Origin of the sequence: Halarchaeum rubridurum (genome assembly GCF_014647115.1) — an archaeon.
In the GTDB taxonomy this organism is placed as follows: Archaea; Halobacteriota; Halobacteria; order Halobacteriales; family Halobacteriaceae; genus Halarchaeum; species Halarchaeum rubridurum.
Genome location: NZ_BMOO01000004.1, coordinates 1 through 17,571, shown reverse-complemented (window position 1 = coordinate 17,571; position 17,571 = coordinate 1). Strand labels below are relative to the sequence as shown.

At 69.5% G+C, this 17,571-nt stretch carries 21 protein-coding genes; 10 read left to right on the top strand and 11 right to left on the bottom strand.

The genetic code is table 11. The annotated features are described in order from the left end of the window. Window positions 1-55: 55 nt before the first annotated feature. Window positions 56-2,095 carry an ATP-dependent protease LonB gene (lonB, locus tag IEX84_RS08885; protein ID WP_188872027.1) on the top strand — a complete coding sequence of 680 codons (2,040 nt, stop codon included), beginning with the start codon at window positions 56-58 and terminating at the stop codon, window positions 2,093-2,095. 130 nt (window positions 2,096-2,225) lie between these two features. Continuing rightward, the gene (locus IEX84_RS08880) at window positions 2,226-2,669 is read left to right on the top strand and encodes a DUF7575 domain-containing protein (protein ID WP_188872025.1); all 444 of its coding nucleotides are present in this window, start codon (window positions 2,226-2,228) and stop codon (window positions 2,667-2,669) included. A gap of 13 nt (window positions 2,670-2,682) precedes the next feature. Here the strand turns inward: IEX84_RS08880 and IEX84_RS08875 are convergent, their stop codons facing one another. The 6 genes from IEX84_RS08875 to trpC form a co-directional block, all read right to left on the bottom strand. Then, window positions 2,683-3,849, bottom strand: coding sequence for a 3-dehydroquinate synthase II (locus IEX84_RS08875; protein WP_188872024.1), 1,167 nt, complete (start codon window positions 3,847-3,849; stop codon window positions 2,683-2,685). 271 nt (window positions 3,850-4,120) lie between these two features. After that, entirely contained in the window at window positions 4,121-4,909 is a 789-nt protein-coding gene (locus IEX84_RS08870) for an SDR family NAD(P)-dependent oxidoreductase (RefSeq protein WP_188872022.1), read from the bottom strand. Between the two features lie 42 nt (window positions 4,910-4,951). Beyond that, a complete protein-coding gene (locus IEX84_RS08865) occupies window positions 4,952-5,731 on the bottom strand; it encodes a 2-amino-3,7-dideoxy-D-threo-hept-6-ulosonate synthase (protein ID WP_188872021.1) in 780 nt (259 codons plus the stop codon). Window positions 5,732-5,757: 26 nt separating this feature from the next. Next, window positions 5,758-6,591 carry a tryptophan synthase subunit alpha gene (trpA, locus tag IEX84_RS08860; protein WP_188872019.1) on the bottom strand — a complete coding sequence of 278 codons (834 nt, stop codon included), beginning with the start codon at window positions 6,589-6,591 and terminating at the stop codon, window positions 5,758-5,760. Continuing rightward, window positions 6,588-7,856, bottom strand: coding sequence for a tryptophan synthase subunit beta (gene trpB, locus IEX84_RS08855; protein WP_188872017.1), 1,269 nt, complete (start codon window positions 7,854-7,856; stop codon window positions 6,588-6,590). Before trpB ends, trpA begins: the two co-directional genes overlap by 4 nt. Then, window positions 7,853-8,620, bottom strand: coding sequence for an indole-3-glycerol phosphate synthase (gene trpC / locus IEX84_RS08850; protein ID WP_188872015.1), 768 nt, complete (start codon window positions 8,618-8,620; stop codon window positions 7,853-7,855). Before trpC ends, trpB begins: the two co-directional genes overlap by 4 nt. 94 nt (window positions 8,621-8,714) lie before the next feature. Between trpC and IEX84_RS08845 the strand changes: the two genes are divergently transcribed. The 3 genes from IEX84_RS08845 to IEX84_RS08835 all read left to right on the top strand — a co-directional run bounded on the left by IEX84_RS08845 (window position 8,715) and on the right by IEX84_RS08835 (window position 9,854). Further along, a complete protein-coding gene (locus IEX84_RS08845) occupies window positions 8,715-9,170 on the top strand; it encodes a methylated-DNA--[protein]-cysteine S-methyltransferase (RefSeq protein ID WP_188872013.1) in 456 nt (151 codons plus the stop codon). Between the two features lie 66 nt (window positions 9,171-9,236). Continuing rightward, window positions 9,237-9,413: a protein translocase SEC61 complex subunit gamma gene (locus tag IEX84_RS08840; RefSeq protein WP_188872011.1), complete on the top strand. Its 177-nt coding sequence runs from the start codon at window positions 9,237-9,239 to the stop codon at window positions 9,411-9,413. 3 nt (window positions 9,414-9,416) lie between these two features. Beyond that, entirely contained in the window at window positions 9,417-9,854 is a 438-nt protein-coding gene (locus tag IEX84_RS08835) for a transcription elongation factor Spt5 (RefSeq protein ID WP_188872009.1), read from the top strand. Window positions 9,855-10,140: 286 nt separating this feature from the next. Here IEX84_RS08835 and IEX84_RS08830 read toward each other — a convergent pair whose 3' ends face one another. After that, window positions 10,141-10,425, bottom strand: a complete 285-nt coding sequence (locus IEX84_RS08830; protein ID WP_188872006.1) for a hypothetical protein — start codon at window positions 10,423-10,425, stop codon at window positions 10,141-10,143. 90 nt (window positions 10,426-10,515) lie between these two features. On the opposite strand from IEX84_RS08830, the gene IEX84_RS08825 reads away from it, so the two are divergent. Then, complete coding sequence (locus IEX84_RS08825; protein WP_188872004.1) at window positions 10,516-11,271, top strand: PHP domain-containing protein; 756 nt, start codon at window positions 10,516-10,518, stop codon at window positions 11,269-11,271. A 10-nt stretch (window positions 11,272-11,281) separates the two neighbouring features. Here the strand turns inward: IEX84_RS08825 and IEX84_RS08820 are convergent, their stop codons facing one another. From IEX84_RS08820 to IEX84_RS08810, 3 genes are read right to left on the bottom strand one after another with little or no spacing between them, the layout of a single operon-like run. After that, window positions 11,282-11,794 carry a metal-dependent hydrolase gene (locus IEX84_RS08820; protein ID WP_188872002.1) on the bottom strand — a complete coding sequence of 171 codons (513 nt, stop codon included), beginning with the start codon at window positions 11,792-11,794 and terminating at the stop codon, window positions 11,282-11,284. After that, the gene (locus IEX84_RS08815; RefSeq protein WP_188872000.1) at window positions 11,791-12,306 is read right to left on the bottom strand and encodes a CinA family protein; all 516 of its coding nucleotides are present in this window, start codon (window positions 12,304-12,306) and stop codon (window positions 11,791-11,793) included. The genes IEX84_RS08820 and IEX84_RS08815 overlap by 4 nt, the downstream gene beginning before the upstream one ends. A gap of 46 nt (window positions 12,307-12,352) precedes the next feature. Further along, window positions 12,353-12,712 (bottom strand): nuclear transport factor 2 family protein, encoded by a 360-nt coding sequence (locus IEX84_RS08810; protein ID WP_188871998.1) that lies wholly within the window; start codon window positions 12,710-12,712, stop codon window positions 12,353-12,355. 108 nt (window positions 12,713-12,820) lie between these two features. Between IEX84_RS08810 and IEX84_RS08805 the strand changes: the two genes are divergently transcribed. Next, complete coding sequence (locus tag IEX84_RS08805; protein ID WP_188871996.1) at window positions 12,821-13,105, top strand: DUF7571 family protein; 285 nt, start codon at window positions 12,821-12,823, stop codon at window positions 13,103-13,105. A gap of 25 nt (window positions 13,106-13,130) precedes the next feature. Beyond that, window positions 13,131-14,228, top strand: a complete 1,098-nt coding sequence (locus tag IEX84_RS08800; RefSeq protein WP_188871994.1) for a pyridoxal phosphate-dependent aminotransferase — start codon at window positions 13,131-13,133, stop codon at window positions 14,226-14,228. A 274-nt stretch (window positions 14,229-14,502) separates the two neighbouring features. Here IEX84_RS08800 and IEX84_RS08795 read toward each other — a convergent pair whose 3' ends face one another. Continuing rightward, on the bottom strand, window positions 14,503-14,721 hold the full coding sequence (locus tag IEX84_RS08795) for a hypothetical protein (protein WP_188871992.1): 219 nt from the start codon (window positions 14,719-14,721) through the stop codon (window positions 14,503-14,505). 319 nt (window positions 14,722-15,040) lie between these two features. Here IEX84_RS08795 and IEX84_RS08790 point away from each other — a divergent pair, with 319 nt between their 5' ends. Beyond that, entirely contained in the window at window positions 15,041-16,090 is a 1,050-nt protein-coding gene (locus tag IEX84_RS08790; RefSeq protein WP_188871990.1) for an ArsA family ATPase, read from the top strand. A 48-nt stretch (window positions 16,091-16,138) separates the two neighbouring features. After that, complete coding sequence (locus IEX84_RS08785; RefSeq protein ID WP_188871988.1) at window positions 16,139-17,500, top strand: GntP family permease; 1,362 nt, start codon at window positions 16,139-16,141, stop codon at window positions 17,498-17,500. The last annotated feature ends 71 nt before the right edge of the window (window positions 17,501-17,571 follow it).

The window sequence follows — 17,571 nt, the reverse complement described above, 5'->3', positions numbered from 1 at the left end:
AGGGAGAAAGTATATCAATCGCGCACCCCTTCGAACAGCTAGCGATAAGGGTTCTATGAGCAACGACCGTACGACCGACACTCCCTACGAGGGGGAGAACGACACCGACGCCCGCCCGGACCCCTCGCCCGACGGCGACCTCGACGACCTCGGTAGCGAAGTGGACGTCGAGGGCGACGTCGAGATCGACGAGGACGCAGCGGAGGACGACCTCCTCGGCGGCCTCAAGGTCGATTCGACGGCGGACATCAAGGTGCCAGACCGCCTGGTCGATCAGGTTATCGGCCAGGAGGAGGCCCGCGACATCGTGATGCGCGCGGCCAAACAGCACCGTCACGTGATGATGATCGGCACTCCGGGGACGGGGAAGTCCATGCTGGCGAAGGCGATGAGCCAACTCCTCCCGAAGGAGAGTCTGCAGGACGTCCTCGTCTACCACAACCCGGACGACTCGAACGAACCGAAGGTCCGGACCGTCCCCGCCGGGAAGGGCGACCAGATCGTCGAGGCCCACCAGGAGGAGGTGCGAAAGCGCAACCAGATGCGCACCTTCCTCATGTGGATCGTCCTCGCGGTCGTGGTCGGCTACGCCTTCCTCGTCGAGGGCGCGATCCTCCTCGGTATCCTCGCGGCCGGGATCATCTACTTCGCGTTCCGCTACTCGAATCGCGGGAGCGACGCGATGATTCCGAAGCTCCTCATCAACAACGCCGAGCGCCAGACGGCGCCCTTCGAGGACGCGACGGGCGCGCACGCCGGCGCGCTCCTCGGTGACGTTCGCCACGACCCGTTCCAGAGTGGCGGCATGGAGACCCCGGCCCACGAGCGCGTCGAGGCCGGCGCGATACACAAGTCCAACAAGGGCGTGCTGTTCATCGACGAGATAAACACGCTCGACGTCCGCTCCCAACAGCACCTGATGACGGCGATTCAGGAGGGCGAGTTCGGCATCACCGGCCAGTCCGAGCGCTCCTCGGGCGCGATGGTGCAGACCGAGCCCGTCCCCTGCGACTTCATCATGGTCGCCGCGGGGAACATGGACGCGATGGAGAACATGCACCCGGCGCTGCGCTCGCGCATCAAGGGGTACGGCTACGAGGTGTACATGGACGACACCATCGACGACACCCCGGAGATGCGCCGGAAGTTCGCGCGCTTCGTCGCCCAGGAGGTCGAACGCGACGGCCAGCTCCCGGACTTCACGCCGGACGCCGTCCGCGAGGTCATCCTTGAGGCGAAACGCCGCGCGGGCCGCAAGGAGCACCTCACGCTCGAACTGCGTAACCTCGGCGGGCTCGTCCGCGTCGCGGGCGACATCGCCCGCTCGAAGGGCCACGAGTACACCGAGCGCGACGACGTCCTCGAGGCGAAGAAGCGCTCGCGCTCCATCGAGCAGCAGGTCGCGGACAACTACATCGCGCGCCGCAAGGACTACGAGCTGAAGACCTCCGACGGCGAAGCCGTGGGCCGCGTCAACGGCCTCGCCGTCATGGGCGGGGACTCCGGCATCATGATGCCCGTCATGGCCGAAGTCACGCCCCGGCAGGGCGAGGGCGGCGAGATATACGCCACCGGGAAGCTCCAGGAAATCGCCCAGGAGGCCGTCGAGAACGTCTCCGCCATCATCAAGAAATATACCGGGGAATCCATCGCGGACAAGGACATCCACATCCAGTTCGTCCAGTCCTACGAGGGCGTCGAGGGTGACTCCGCGTCCATCACGGTCGCCACCGCCGTCATCAGCGCCCTGGAAGACATTCCCATCGCGCAGGACCTCGCCATGACCGGCAGTCTCTCCGTGCGCGGCGACGTCCTCCCCGTCGGGGGCGTGACGCACAAGATCGAGGCCGCCGCGAAGGCGGGCTGTGACCGCGTCATCATCCCGAAGGCGAACGAGCAGGACGTCATGATCGAGGACGAGTACAAAGACCAGATCGAGGTCATCCCGGTCAGCCACATCAGCGAGGTCCTCGACCTCGCGCTCGTCGGCGAGCCCGAGAAGGACTCGCTCGTCGACCGGCTGAAGAACATCACCGGCGGCGCCCTGGAGAAGGGCAGCGCCGGTGCGCAGGGCGGTAGCCCGTCGCCGCAGTAGGACGGCGCGCTCGTTCTCGGCTCTCGGTTTCCGGTTTTCCGTTCCGTCCTCCCGTCGCATCGTGCGCTCCCGCCGCGCGTCGCCCGAGAGGACCGCGTTTAAGAGCCACCCCGGTCTATACCGCGTAACCGTGAGTGTCAACCGCAGGGGCGTCGTCGCGGCCGCCCTCTCCGTGATATACCCGGGGATCGGACACGCGTACCTTCGGGCGTGGCTCCGCGCACTCGGGTGGGTCGTGCTCTCCTTCGCCACCGCGTACGTCCTCGTCCCCGACTCGCTCATCCAGACGTACCAGCTCGCGCTCGCGAACGGCGACTTCGGCGCGCTCAGCGCCGCGACGCTGCCCACGGAGGCCGCCGCGGCGCTCCTCATCGTGCGCCTCTGCAACGTCGTCGACGCCTACTTCCTCGCCGTCCGTCAGTCGACGCCGGCGCGTTCGGCGAGCGGCGAACCGACCTGCCCGGTCTGCGGGAAGGAACTCGACACCCAACTCGACTTCTGCCCGTGGTGTACGACCGAACTGGAGTGGGAGTATCCGGGCGAGGAGAACCGGAATCCGGACCGCGACGCCTAGGGAGGGTCGGTCCCTACTTCTCGATGATGCGCTCTTCGACCTGCTCGCCGAAGTGACGGCCGCCCTCCTGCGTGAAGACCTTGACGCGGTCGCCGGCCTCGACGTCCGTGATGGCGGTGCGGCCGTCCTCCGTCTCGACCTTGATGGTCTCCGCGTTCTGGATGAGGGTGTCGATGCGGTCGCCGTCGTCGGTCTCGGCGGTGAGGCGGAACATCGGGCGGCGCTCGATCTTCGCGCGCCCGACGACGGCCTCGCGGGTGTGGCCCTCGACGTCGACGACCTGCACCTCGTCGCCGCTCTCGAGCTCGGCGAGGTACTTCGTGCCGCCGCCGGGCGTCCGGATGTAGGCGTGGACGGCGCCGGCGTTCACGCGGAAGGGCCGCGAGGCGACGTACGGCGACTCCGCGGTCTCGGCGTAGACGAAGAAGAGCCCCCGACTCATCGAGCCGACGAGCATCCCCTCGTCGCCGTCCATCAGCGTCCCCGTGTCGACGCAGACGCGGTCGGCCGCGCCGGCCTCGGCGATTTCGACGACCTCCGCCCATTCGAGGTCGAGCGTCTCGCGCTCCGCCCGGTCGCGGACGCCGACGGTGCGTCTGATCTCGTCGGGGTCGTCGCTGTCGAGGAGGACGGCGTCCGCGCCGATGTCGAGCGTCTCGAAGGCGGTGTCGGCCTCCTCGGCGGTGGTGACGCCGGCGACGAGCGTCGTCTCCTCGCCGATGCGCGCGATGAGGTTCTCCAGGGGGATGATCGTCCAGTCCTCGCCGACGACGAACGTGTAGTCGGCCGTCTCGGCGGCGGCCTCGGCGAACGCCTCGTACTCCTTGCCGAGGATGCGGACGTACGCGCCCGTCACGTCGTCGTTCCGCCGGAGCGTCGTGAGGTCCGCGCTCCCGGAGAAGTCGCTGGGGAGGTCGACGGTGCCGTCGCCCTCGCCGTTCTTGCCGACGACGTAGGCGTCGGCCTCGGCGGCGTCGTCCTCCGCTTCGCCGATCACGTCGGCGTCCTCGCTCGTGAACGCGGCGACGTTCACCTGGCCGAGTTCGCGGACGCGCGCGACGTCGGCCTCGTCGACGAGCACCCAGTCGACGCCGGCTTCGAGACCGGCGGTGATGCGTCGCTTTCGCGCCTCCCAGTCGCCGACGGCACCGTCGGCCTTCAGCCACACTTCGCGTGTCATTAGTTGCACCTCAGTACGCTGCGGCTTGAACGTGGCGACTACGGCCACGCCGCCCGTCGGTATCGCCGGCGGCGCGACGCGACCGTGCGTCGAGCGATGGGGGGAGCGCCGTCGGGGCGTTACGTCACGAGCCAGCCGCCGTCGACGGTCACCGTCTCCCCCGTCACGTACGCCGCGTCAGCGCCGGACCGGCGTCGCCGGCCCGGCTGGCTCACGAGAGCGCCGCTCTCGTGAACCTCGCTCGCCAGCCAGCAGAACGCACCGTGAGGTGTCAGGTGACGAGCCAGCCGCCGTCGACGGTCACCGTCTCCCCCGTCACGTACGCCGCGTCCTCGCTCGCCAGCCAGCAGAACGCGCCCGCGACGTCCTCGGGCGTGCCGGCGCGGCCGAGCGGCAACGGCTTGAGGAGGTCGCTCTCGCGGTCGTACGAGCGCGCCTCTTCGGTCCACCCCTCGGTGATTTCGGTGCCGATGTGGCCGGGCGCGACGGCGTTCACGCGGACGCCGTGTTCGCCGAGTTCGAGGGCGGCCCCGCGCGTCGCCATCTGTACCGCGGCCTTCGAGACGTCGTAGGCGGACTGGCCGAACTGGCTCACCTCGCTGCTGATGGAGGCGGTGTTGACGATACAGCCGGGGTCGTCGCGCTCGACCATGTCGCGGCCGGCGGCCTGCGTGCCGACGAAGACGCCCTTCACGTTCACCTCGTAGAGCGCGTCGAGGTCGTCCGGGTCGATGTCGAGGAAGGGGGCCTGCCGGCTGATTCCCGCGTTGTTCACCATCACGTCGACGCCGCCGAACTCGCGGGCGGCCGCGACGACGCTCTCGACGTCGTCGGGGTCCGAGACGTCCGTCTCGACGAAGTGCGCCTCGCCGCCGGCGTCGCGGATGCGCTGGGCGGTCGGCACGATGGCGTCCACGTCGCGCGGCTCCTCGTCCACGTCGGCGACCACGACCGTCGCGCCCGCCTCGCCGAAGCGCGCCGCGACCGCCCGTCCGATACCGGAACTGCCGCCGGTCACGATCACCGTCTCGCCGTCGAAGTCGTAGCTGAGTCGTCCCACGGCGACCGATAGCGCGGCGGCGGAAAAAAGGAATCGGGGGACTCAGTCGAAGTGCGCGAGGGCGTCGTCGACGGCCGCGTCGTCGTGGACGATGGCGGAGACGGCGCTGGCCATCGCACCGGGGTCGTCGTGCTGGAAGATCGAACGGCCCATCGAGACGCCGCGGCCGCCGGCGTCCATCGCGCCGCGGACGGCGGCGAGCGTCGCGCGGTCGCCCTCGGGGCTGCCGCCGGCGATGATGACGGGCTTGGCGGTGGAGCCGACGACGTGCGCGAAGCTCTCGGCGTCGCCCGAGTAGGCGGTCTTCACGAGGTCCGCCCCGAGCTCCTCGGCGAGGCGGACGGCGTGTCCGAGCGCCTCGGGGTCGTGGCCGTCGACGCCGGGGCCGCGGGCGTACGCCATGGCGAGCACGGGCAGTCCCAACCGGTGGGCCTCGCTCGTCACCTCGGAGAGCGCGGTGAGCTGGTCGGGTTCGTGGTCGCTGCCGACGTTGATGTGGAAGGAGACGGCGTCCGCGCCGGCGCGCACGGCGTCCTCGACGGTGGCCGTCTGGCGTTTGTCGTTCTCGTCCGGGCCGATGACGGTCGAGCCGTTGAGGTGGACGATGTAGCCCGCGTCGTTCTTGTTCGGGTGGACGCGCTCGGCGATCCCCTTCTGGGTGAGGACGGCGTCCGCGCCGCCGCTCGTCACCGCGTCGATGGTCGACTCGATGTCGCGCAGGCCCGCGACCGGCCCGAGCGTGACGCCGTGGTCCATCGGGACGGTGAGGTAGTTGCCGTCCGTGCCGATCCGGTCGAGGCGTGCCCGTGTACCCGTGTGCATCGTGTTGGTACGTGGTACCGTACGGGCTACTTTGTCGTTTCCGGTTCGGGCGCTCCGCCCGGCGTCGCGTCCGCGATGCCGGCCGTCAGCTCCGCGGCCTTCTCGCGCAGCGCCGCGGCGGCCGCCTCGACGCTCTCGGCCTCCGCGACGATGTCGACGAAGACGCTGCCGGCGACGACGCCGTCCGCGCCGCCCTCGACGATGGCTCTCGCGTGCTCGCGCTCGCTCACGCCGAAGCCGACCGCGTACGGGAGGTCGCCCTCGGGAAGCCGCTCCAGACTCTCGTAGGTGTCCTCGGAGACGTCGGTGCGCGCGCCCGTCGTCCCCATGCGCGCCTGCACGTAGACGAAGCCCGAGGCCCGCCCGAGGATGCGCTCGACGCGCTCCGCGGTGGTGGTCGGTGCGACGATGAATATCAGCGCGACGTCGTGCGCCTCGCAGGCGGCCTCGAGCTCCGCGGACTCCTCGACGGGGAGGTCGGGGACGATGAGCCCGGAGACGCCCGCGTCGGCCGCCGCCTCGACGAACGTCTCGACCTCGTCGCCCTCGCCGTACTGGAGGAGGAGGTTGTAGTACGTCATGCAGACGACCGGGACGTCGACGTCGAGGTCGCGCACGAGGTCGAGATAGCGCTCCGGCGTCATCCCGGCGTCGAGCGCGCGCCGGATGCCCTCCTGAATCGTCGGGCCGTCCGCGATGGGCTCCGAGAAGGGGAGGCCGAGCTCGATTACGTCCGCGCCGCCGTCGACGAGCGCCTCGACGTACCGCTCGGTGGCGTCGGCGCTCGGGTCGCCCGCGACGACGTACGGCACGAGCGCGGGGCCGTCCGCGAACGCCGCGGTGACGTCGTCGGCGCTCACGCGCGGAACACCTCCATGTCCGGGGCCTCATCGAGGTCACGCTTCTCGGACTCCTCGATGACGGTGTCGAGGTCCTTGTCGCCGCGCCCCGAGACGTTCACGATGACGGGGCCGTCGCCCTCGTACGCCTCCAGGTAGGCGATGGCGTGACTCGACTCCAGCGCGGGGATGATCCCCTCCTCGCGCGAGAGTCGGTGGAACGCCGCGAGCGCCGCGTCGTCGCCGACGTTCACGGGCGTCACTCTCCCCTCGTCGACGAGGTGGGCGAGCTCGGGGCCGACACCGGCGTAGTCGAGGCCCGCCGACACCGAGTGGGACTCGACGATCTGGCCCTCGACCGTCTGGAGGAGCTTCGTCTTCGCGCCGTGGAGCACGCCGACGGAGCCCGTGCCGAGGCTCGCGGAGTTCGGCGCGTAGTTCTCCGACTCCTCGACGCCGAGGCCCGAGCCGCCTGCCTCGACGGCGTAGAGGTCCACGTCCTCGTCGCCGACGAACTCGTGGAACGCGCCCATCGTGTTCGACCCGCCGCCCGCGCAGGCGATGACGGCCGCGGGGAGCCCGCCGAGTTGCTCGCGGGCCTGCTCGCGGGCCTCCTCGCTGATGACGGACTGGAACTCCCGGACCATCGTCGGGAAGGGGTGGGGACCCACCACCGACCCGATGACGTAGTGGGTGTTCTCGACGGTCGTCGCCCAGTCGCGCATCGCCTCGTTCGTCGCCTCCTTCAGAGTCCCGGAACCGACGGTCACGGGGTTGACCTCCGCACCGTGGGTGCGCATCCGGAAGACGTTGGGGCGCTGGCGGTTGATGTCCGTCCGACCCATGTAGATTTCGCAGGGCATGTCGAGGTACGCGGCGGCCATCGCCGTCGCGGTGCCGTGCTGGCCCGCGCCCGTCTCCGCGATGATCCGCTCTTTCCCCATGTACTTCGCCAGCAGGACCTGCCCGAGCGCGTTGTTCAGCTTGTGCGCGCCGCCGTGCAGGAGGTCCTCGCGTTTGAGGTAGACGTCGATCCCGTACCGCTCCGAGAGGTTGTCCGCGCGTCCCAGCGGGGTGGGTCGCCCGCCGAAGTCGCGCAGGCGCTCGCGGAAGTCGTCCACGAAGCCGTCCTCGTTCTCCAGGACGTAGCGCTCGTAGGCGTCCGTGAGTTCCTCGACCGCGGGCATCAGGACCTCGGGGACGTACTGGCCGCCGTAGCGACCGAACTTCCCCGCGCTCGCGCCCGCGTTCGTCTCCGCGTCCGCGGCGGTCTCGCGTCGGCTCATGTGGACTCCACCACCTCCGCGTTCACCAACGCTTCGGTGTTCGCGGCGACGTCGCCGTCCATGATCGCGGAGCCGACGAGGAGCGCGTCCGCGCCCGCCGCGCGCATCCGCCGGACGTCCGCGGGCGAGCTGATTCCGCTCTCCGCGATCAGCGTCACGTCCTCGGGGGCCGCGGGCGCGACGTCCTCGAACGTCCCGAGGTCCACGTCGAGTTCGGCGAGGTCGCGGTTGTTCACGCCGACGTACTCGGCACCCGCGTCGAGGGCGCGTTCGAGTTCTGCGCGGTCGTGGACCTCGACGAGCACCTGGAAGCCGCGCTCGCGCGCCGCGTCGTGGAGCCGTTCGAGGTCGTCGCCGATGAAGCGCGCGATGAGGAGCACGACGTCGGCCTCGACGGCGTCGAGTTGCGCCTCGCGCACCACGAAGTCCTTGCGGAGCACGGGGACGTCGACGGCCGCCCGCACCCGTTCGAGGTTCGCCGTCGAGCCGCCGAAGTGCTCGGGCTCGGTGAGCACGGAGAGCGCGCTCGCGCCGCCGGCGACCATCGCCTCCGCGAGCTCGACGGGGTCGTCCGTCCGCTCGCCCTCCGTCGTCGGGCTCGTCGGCTTCACCTCCGCGATCACGGGCACGCGTCCGTCCGCCTCGGCGTCCGTGAACGCCGCTCCGAGCGGGCGCGGCTCGACCGACACCCGGCCGTCCGCGACGTCGCGCTCGCGCGCCGCGCGCAGGATCGAACGCACCTGTGGTGCGAGACTATCGTCCATTACTGTACACTGATGCACGTATCTGTACAAGAGAGTTTCCCTCCGACCGTCGGGACCACGAACCTTCAAGTCCGCGCTGGCCGACCGGGCGCGTATGGACGCCGGCATCTACGCGCTCGCCTCGACGTACCTCGACCGCTACGTGCAGCTCGGCGTCGCCGGCGACCGCGTCATCGACGTCTCCTTCCCGAAGGACCCCGACGAGGACGCCCGGGACGACCACCCGCTCTTCGAGCGCCTGAGCGCCTACTTCGAGGGCGTCGAGGACGACTTCGCCGACGTCGCCGTCGGGCTCACGATGCCGACGAACCAGCGCGCGGTGCTGGAGAAGGTCCGCGAGGTCGGCTACGGCGAGCAGGTGACCGTCGAGACGCTCACGCGCATGACGCCCGGCCTCGACGCCGACGAGGAGGCCGACCGACAACTCGCGCGCACCGCGCTCGCCGAGAACCCGGTCCCCCTCCTCGTCCCCGACCACTGCGTCCGGGACGCCCCGAGCGGCGCGCCCCCGGACGTCGAGCAGAAGCTCCGCAGCCTCGAAGGCCTCTGAGGATCGCGTCGCCGCGCCCCGCGAGCGTTGCGGAAGATAGAAAAGTACCGACGCCGAATCGCCCGTATGGACGTTCCCCTAGAGCTTTCAGCGTACACGCGGGTGCTGAAACTGGCCAGCACCCCGGAGTGGGAGGAGTTCTCCCAGATCGCCCTCATCGCCGGGGCCGGTATCCTCCTCATCGGCATCATCGGCTTCGTCATCTTCCTCGTCATGGGCGTCATCCCCGGGACGGGTGTCTAACGTATGGGCGTGTTCGCCGTCAAGACGACCGCGAGCCAGGAGCAGACGGTCGCGAGCATGATCGCCAACCGCGAGGAGAACGAGATCCACGCCGTCCTCGCGCCCGACGCGCTCACCAGCTACGTGATGGTCGAGGCGGACAACGACGCCGTCATCTCGCGCGTCATGGAGGAGATCCCCCACGCGCGCAGCATGGTGCCCGGCGAGTCCTCCATCAGCGAGGTCGAGCACTTCCTCAGCCCGAAGCCCGACGTCGAGGGCATCGCGGAGGGCGACATCGTCGAACTCATCGCCGGCCCGTTCAAGGGTGAGAAGGCCCAGGTCCAGCGCATCGACGAGGGCAAAGACCAGGTCACCGTCGAACTCTACGAGGCCACCGTCCCCATCCCCGTCACGGTCCGTGGGGACCAGATTCGCGTGCTCGACTCCGAGGAACGCTAGCGCGTTCCCCGACCCCGCGTTCGTTCTCATTCACGCGGATAGCGAGGAGCGATAGCTCCTCGAACAGTCGAACAGGGTGGGGACGCGGCGCGTCCCACTGGCTCGACGAGCGAGATGTCGCCCGTCGAACGGCGCGAAGCGCCGTGAGACGACTTCGAGGAACGCCGAGCGACGCGACGCGTTCCCCGGCGACACGAACACGAGCGGGGAACGCGGTGACCCGGAGGGGCGCGGACCGCCGAACCGACCGAACGACGGTTCGCGTCGCGTCCCTTCGGCTCTCCGCTCAGTCGACGTAGCCGAAGGCGTTCGCCGCGAACTCGGCGTCGACGTAGTCCCGGCCGTGGTCGGTGAGCCGGTAGTACGCGCCCGAGGCGTCGCTGTCGAGCGTCTCGACGATGTCGCGTTCGGCGAGGGCGTCGAGGGCGGCCTCGACGTCGGTTATCGAGAGGTGTTCGTCGAGGAGCGCGTCGGCGTTCGCGGCGATTCCGGCGGGCGAGACGCCGAGTCCGCCCTGCGAGAGGACGCGGAGCACGGCGTCGATGTCGTCGTCGCGCCAGTCGTCGGTCATGACCGGGGCGTCTCGCGGCGCGCGGAAAAAGCGTCCGGCCGGGCGCGCGAAAGTGTAACGCTAAAAGCCTCGCCCCGCGTACGCCGTCGCGTGACGGAGACCCGCGTCGACCCACACGTGAAAGTTCTGGACGCCGACGTCGCGGCGCGTGCGAAGGCCCGCGGCATCGACGTGCTCGTGTACGCACCGCACTTCACGCGCCTCCCGGCGATCCGCGAGCGCGCCGCGGCGTTCACCGACGACGACCTCCTCGTCGTCCCGGCCCGCGAGGTCTTCACGGGCCCGTGGCAGGCGCGCAGACACGTGCTCGCGCTCGGCCTCGAGGACCCGGTCCCGGACTTCATCACGCTCGACGGCGCGTTCGGGGCCTTCGACGAGCAGGACGCGACCGTGCTCGCGCCGCACCCGACGTTCGCGACGGTGAGCCTCGGGCCCGCCGACTTCGAGCGCTACGGCGACCGACTCGCCGCGGGCGAGGTGTACAACCCCAAGCAGTGGCCGTACCAGAACGAGCGGGCGCGCGAACTCGTCGAGGCCCACGGGCTCCCGGCGTTCGGGTCGAGCTACGCCCACCGGCGCGCGACGGTCGGGGAGGTGTGGACGACGTTCGAGCGCGACATCGAGAGCGCGGCCGACCTCTGTGCGGCCTTCGAGGACGGCGCGCCGCGGCGCGTCGAACACCGCACCGGGTGGCGACACACCCTGCGCTGTCGCGCGGAGTTCTGTCACCTCGCGTGGGAGAACACCTACGAGAAGATGGACCGCGTCCTGCTCTCGGGGATGGAGCCGACCCACCCGCGCCACATCGCCTACGAGGGGCGCTTCGACGACGTCCGGGTCTACTGAGTACTGGGGGTCACACCCACGGCGCGAGCCCGAGGGCCTGCACGGAGACCGCGGAGAGGTCGACGTTCGGGATGACGCTCGGCGCGTAGGTGAGGAGGGCGTACACCGCGGCGAGCTCGACGAGCGTGATGACGATGGTGATGACCGTCGCGTACTGCGAGGCCGTCGTGACGCCGACGGGCGTGCCGAACTCCTCGTCCCAGAGCGGGTAGAAGAGCGCGATGCCGCGCTTCGAGCCGAGGACGTCGAGGACGAAGTGGGAGACGACGCCGATCCACACCCACTGGAGGTTCCCGAAGTAGATCGTGTAGCCGTAGAGGAGGGCGACGACGAAGACGTTGTGCAGGGTCTTTCTGTGCTTGCCGAACTCGGTGTCGATGTCGGGGAAGAGCGCGCCGAGGACGACGGGGACGAAGACGGCGGCCATCGTGACGAGCGTCTGGACGTTCCCCTCCGGGTGGAGGACGAAGCCGAGACCGATCCCGAGCAGGCCGCCGTTGAGGATGTGGTCTTTCTTGTTCACTCGCGGGCCTCCACGGCGGCGAGGGCGTCGTCGAGCGCCTGCCGGGCGATCTGCTCTTTGATTTCGGTCCGCTCGCCGTCGAACTCGTAGCGCTCGACGGTCGTGTAGGTGTCGTCCGCGCCCCACGCGCCGGCGTGCGCGACGCCGACGTAGACGGTGCCGACGGGCTTGGTCTCGCTCCCGCCCGTCGGGCCGGCGATTCCCGTCGTGGAGACGCCCCACGTCGTCCCCGCGGCGTCGCGGACGGCGCGCGCCATTTCGCGGGCGACGGGTTCGCTCACCGCGCCGTGGCCGTCGAGTGCCTCGCGGGAGACGCCGGTGTCGAGTTTCGCGTCGTAGGTGTAGGTGACGTACGTCCGGTCGAAGTAGTCCGAGGAGCCCGGGACGTCCGTGAGGAGCGACCCGACGAGGCCGCCCGTGCAGGATTCCGTCGTGGCGATGGTGTCACCGGCCGCGCGGAGGGCGTCGCCGAGACGCTCCTCGACCGGCGGGTCGTCGGCGTAGTCGCGCATACACCGGTGTAGAGAGAGGAGCGGTATTGCGCTTGTGGGTGTCGTCTCAGACCGTGTCCCGGTCCGTGTAGGTGTAGCGCCGCGCGATGAACCCTTCGTCGTCGAACTCGTGGAAGTCCGCGAAGCCGAAGGCGACCGTTTCGCCGTCCTGCACGCCCTCGAAGCGCCCGCGGACGGCGACGGTGTCCCCGTCCGCGACGACGTCGAAGACCGTGTGCTCGCCGTCCTCCAGGGGCCGGCCCGTCTCGTAGAACGCCTCCATGTCCGCGAGGCCCTCGATGGCGGGCTGACCGGGGCGCTCGTAGACGATGTCGGGGCTGAACAGCCCGAGCAGGCCCTCGTAGTCCTCGTCGTCGACGAGGTCGTAGTAGCGTCGCGCCGCGTCCGGGTCCGCGTTGTTCGTCATACCCGTTGTGGGTCGCGTCGCACACGTAAGCGGTTCGGCCCGCGCGTCGCTTCGCCACTCGGGGGACAACTATATGTGCCGTGCCAACAGACACCAATACGGATCGCTATGCAATCGTGTCAGAACTGCGGGTCGGTCATCGACGAGTACGTCCTGGACAAACGACTCGAACCTCTCCGCGAGTTGACGGTCGACGACTTCAACGTCTGTGCGGACTGCGCGACCGTCGTCGCGGACGCCTGCGTCGAGTGCGGCGGGGCGGTGTACGTCCCGCGGAGCACCGACGAGACGCCGGACGTCTGTCCGGCCTGTCGCGCCGGCCACATCGCCCGGACCGGCCGCGACCCCGGGTGGACGCGCGACGCGGCCTCGTCCTCGTCGGGAAGCGCTTAACACCCTCGCGGCCGCGGTTCCCCGCATGGAGTACGAGGAACCGCTCTTCTTCACGGTGATGCAGTACGCGGAGGCCGCCGACCGCGACGTCGTCGACATGGTCTCGGGGAACCCCGACTGGGGCGCGCCCGACGGCATCGGCGAGGGCCTCCACGACTACGCCGACACCGGCGGCGAGGCGTTCCAATATCCGCCGAGCGCCGGCCTCCGCGAGCTCCGCGAGCGCGTCGCCGAGCGCCGCGGCGTCGCCACCGAGCGCGTCATCGTCACCAACGGCGGCGGCATGGCGAACACCCTCGGGATGGCCCGCGCCCTCGAACGCTTCGACGGCTCCGAGGTCCTCATGGCCGACCCCGTCTACCCCTACTACCCCGGGAAGGCCGAGATGCTCGGCGGCGTCCAGCGCTTCGTCCCCGTCGCCGACGACGGCGGCCTCGACCCCGCGGACGTCCGCGCCGCCGCGAGCGACGAGACCGCCTGCATCGTCGTCAACACCCCGAACAACCCCACGGGGGCGGTGTACGGCGAGGAGACGATGCGCGAGTTCGTCCGCATCGCCGAGGCGAACGACGCGATGCTCGTCTCCGACGAGGTGTACGACCACTACGACTTCACGGGCACCTTCACCTCCGCGCTCGCCTTCGACTCCGAGCACGTCGTCGTCACCAACTCCTTCTCGAAGACGTACGCCATCACGGGCTTTCGGGTGGGGTACGCCGTCCTCCCCGAGCGCGACGCCGCCGCCGCCCGAACGCGCAACATGCTCACGAACGTGGCGACCAGCAGGCCCGCCCAGGCCGCCGTCCTCCGCGCCCTCGAAACGACTGACGCGTCCTACCACGAGGCGAACCGCGAACGCCTCCGCGAGCGCGTTCGGACCTTCACCGCCGCCCTCGACCGCGCCGGCGCCGAATACACGACGCCCGAGGGAGCCTTCTACGTCCTCGCGCGCTTCCCCGACTACCCCGGCACGATGGCGAACGCCAAACGCCTCATCGACGAGGCCGGCGTCGCCGGCATGCCCGGCGAAGCCTTCGGCGACGCCCGCAGCGACTGGCTCCGCTTCGCACTCGTCACCCCGCGCGTCGAGACCGCTGCCGAACGGTTAGTCGAGTTCTTCTAAACGACCGTTTGCTGTGCGACGGCTTCGCCATCGCTGGCAAACGGTCGGCCATCGGAAGAAGCGTCGTTTCTTCCTATGCAGTGAGGCGACTCCGTCGTCTCGCACGCAAAAGCGCGGCGGACCACCTCCGGTGGTCCTTGCGCCTCGCGCTTTGCGCGAGTGAACCGCGGGACTACCGGGTCCCTTGGACCGCTCGTCCCGCGAACGCTAGCCCGCCTCGTTCGATGCGTCGTCGCTCGTCGTGAAACGACTGTTTAGTAGACGTGATGCCTTATCACCCGTAGAGCAAGTACGAGAATAGAGAAAATGCCAGTATTGAGCCGATAACGACGCTAACTACCCCGAAAAATCCAGACCACACCGATCCCACAATAGCGCCAAAAACAAACCCGACAATAGTGGAACCGACTAGAAGGATCGCTCCTAGCTGCCACTCTCCAAGAAATGTTACAATCGTTTCTCTCAAGCCATTATCCCCATCATGTTCCCCCATACTGGCAACTCGATTATGTAACCGAATAGCCTTTTCGACAGTAGATACACTGGCTGCTTCGGTCACGTCGTGGCGGAATCATCTCTTCGATTCGGTCCAGACGGGTCTGTATCGAACGCATCCGGTCCAGCGCACCCGTGGCGTGGGCGCGAGTTTCACCGTGCGGGATTTTCTCTCTCGCGGGACCTGTGGCCCGGCTCGCCCCACGTCTCGCTTCGCTCGCGCGGACCGTGTTTTTGCTTCGAGAGGTTCGCGCTTCGTGCGACCCGAACGGGAAAAAGACGGAGGACCTACCTGACGGGAACCCCCTCACCCACGTATGAGCGAACTCGAAGTGGAGGCCGTCGAGGACCTCGACGCGCCGAGCGTGGCGGCGGGGACGGCGGAGTACGTCCTCTACGGCGGGAAGGGCGGCGTGGGAAAGACGACGATGGCGGCGGCGACGGGGCTGGCGAGCGCGACGGACGGGACGCCGACGCTCGTGGTGTCGACGGACCCGGCGCACAGCCTCTCGGACACGTACGGGGTGGACGTCCCGAGCCAGCCCGGGCGGCTCCGCGAGGACGTCCCGCTCTGGGGCGTCGAGATCGACCCGGACGAGGCGATGGAGCGCGCGGGCGCGATGGGCCTCGGCGGGGAGGACGGTGCGGGGCCGATGGGCGGCCTCGGGGACCTCCTCGGCGGCGCGGGCGACGAGATGGCGACCCCGCTCGGCGGGCCGATGCCGGGCGCGGACGAGGCGGCGGCGATGCAGTTGCTCGTGGAGTACCTCGACGACGAGCGCTTCGAGCGCGTCGTGGTCGACACCGCGCCGACGGGCCACACGCTCCGCCTGCTCGAACTCCCGGAGCTGATGGACTCGATGATGGGGCGGATGCTCCAGTTCCGCGAGAAGATGGGCGGGATGATGGACTCGATGAAGGGGCTGTTCGGCGGCGGCGCGGACGCGGACGCGGGGATGGCCGGCGTCGAGGAGGTCCGCGAGCGCGTGACGCGACTCCGCGCCGTCCTGACCGACCCGGCGCGGACGGACTTCCGTATCGTCACCGTCCCCGAGGGGATGAGCGTGACGGAGGCCAAGCGCCTCCGCGAGCGCCTGGCGGAGTTCGGCATCCCGGTCTCGACCGTCGTCGTGAACAAGGTGATGGAGCCGCTCGTGGACGTGGTGCCCGAGGTCCCCGCGGAGACGTTCGTCTCGCCGAACCTCGATGCGTGTGCGTTCTGCCAGCGCCGCTGGGACGTCCAGCAGGACGCGCTCGCGGAGGCCCAGGACCTCTTCCGGGGCCACGACGTGAAGCGCGTCCCGCTGCTCGCGGAGGAGGTCCGGGGCCCCGACGCCCTCCGCGTCGTCGCGGCCTGTCTCGCCTGACGACTCGAACATAATGATTATTACTAGCGGACGCCCAGTACGGAGCGTATGTTACAGGGCTACGCACTGCTCGCGTTACTGTTGCTCGCCGTCGCGTTCATCGTCGTGGCGACGGCGCGACTCGAACTGCACGCGTTCCTGACGCTGCTCGTCGCCGCGTACGGAACGGCGCTCCTCGGCGGGATCGACCCCGCCGAGGCCGCCACGCTCGTCACCGACGGCTTCGGCGGGACGCTCGGCTACATCGGCATCGTCATCCTCGCCGGGACCATCATCGGCACCATCCTGGAGAAGTCCGGTGGCGCAATCGTCATCGCCGAGACCGTCCTCGGCTTCTTCGGCGAGGACCTGACGACCGAGGCGCTCGCGGCCACGGGCGGGCTCGTCAGCATCCCCGTCTTCTGTGACTCCGGGTTCGTCATCCTCTCCGGGCTGAACCGCGCCATCGCGGAGCGCTCGTCGCTCTCGCTCGCCACCGTCTCCGTCGCGCTCGCCGGCGGGCTCTACACGACGCACGTCTTCGTCCCGCCGACGCCCGGCCCCATCGCGGCCGCGGGCATCCTCGGCGCACCCATCGGCCTCGTGATGCTCACGGGCCTCGTCGTCAGCGTCCCCGTGATATTCGTCGCCGCGAAGTGGGCCGACCGCGTCGCCTCGAACTACGAGATCGACCCCGCACCCGAGACGACCGTCGAGGAGATCGAGGCCGAGTACGGCCAGCTCCCCTCGCCGGCCGCCGCGTTCGCCCCGCTCGTCATCCCCATCGTCCTCATCGCGCTCGGCAGCGTCGCCACCTATCCGAGCGCGGAGAACCCCGCGTTCGTCACCGGCCAACTCCAGAGCGCGCTCCAGTTCGTCGGCGACCCCTCCGTCGCGCTCATCATCGGCGCGTTCGTCGGCTTCGCCACCGTCCCGACGTACACCGACGAGATGTCGAGCGAGTGGGTCAGCGAGGGGCTGACGAACGCCGCCGTCATCCTCGCCGTCACCGGCGCGGGCGGCGCGTTCGGGAGCGTCCTCGGCGCGCTCCCGCTCCAGGACTTCGTCGGCAACGCCCTCGGCGGCCTCGGGCTCGGCCTGATCGCCGTCTTCATCCTCGCCGCCGCGCTCAAGACGACGCTCGGCTCCTCGACCGTCTCCATCCTCACCACCGCCGGCATCGTCGCGCCGCTCCTCCCCAACCTCGGCCTCGCCGGCACGTGGGGGAGCGTCTTCGCCGTGCTCGCCATCGGCGCCGGGAGCATGACGGTCAGCCACGCCAACGACTCCTACTTCTGGATAATCACCGAGTTCTCCGACATGGAGACCGCCACGGCCTACCAGGCGTGGACGCTCGCCACGCTCGCGCTCGGCATCGTCAGCATCGTCTGGATCGTCGTCCTCAAGCACATCGTCGTCGCGGTGGCCTGAAACGGCTGTGTTGAATCATTAGACGGCGTCGGGGTGGGGCGCTAAATCAAAGGAGTTGAAGCGGAGAGATT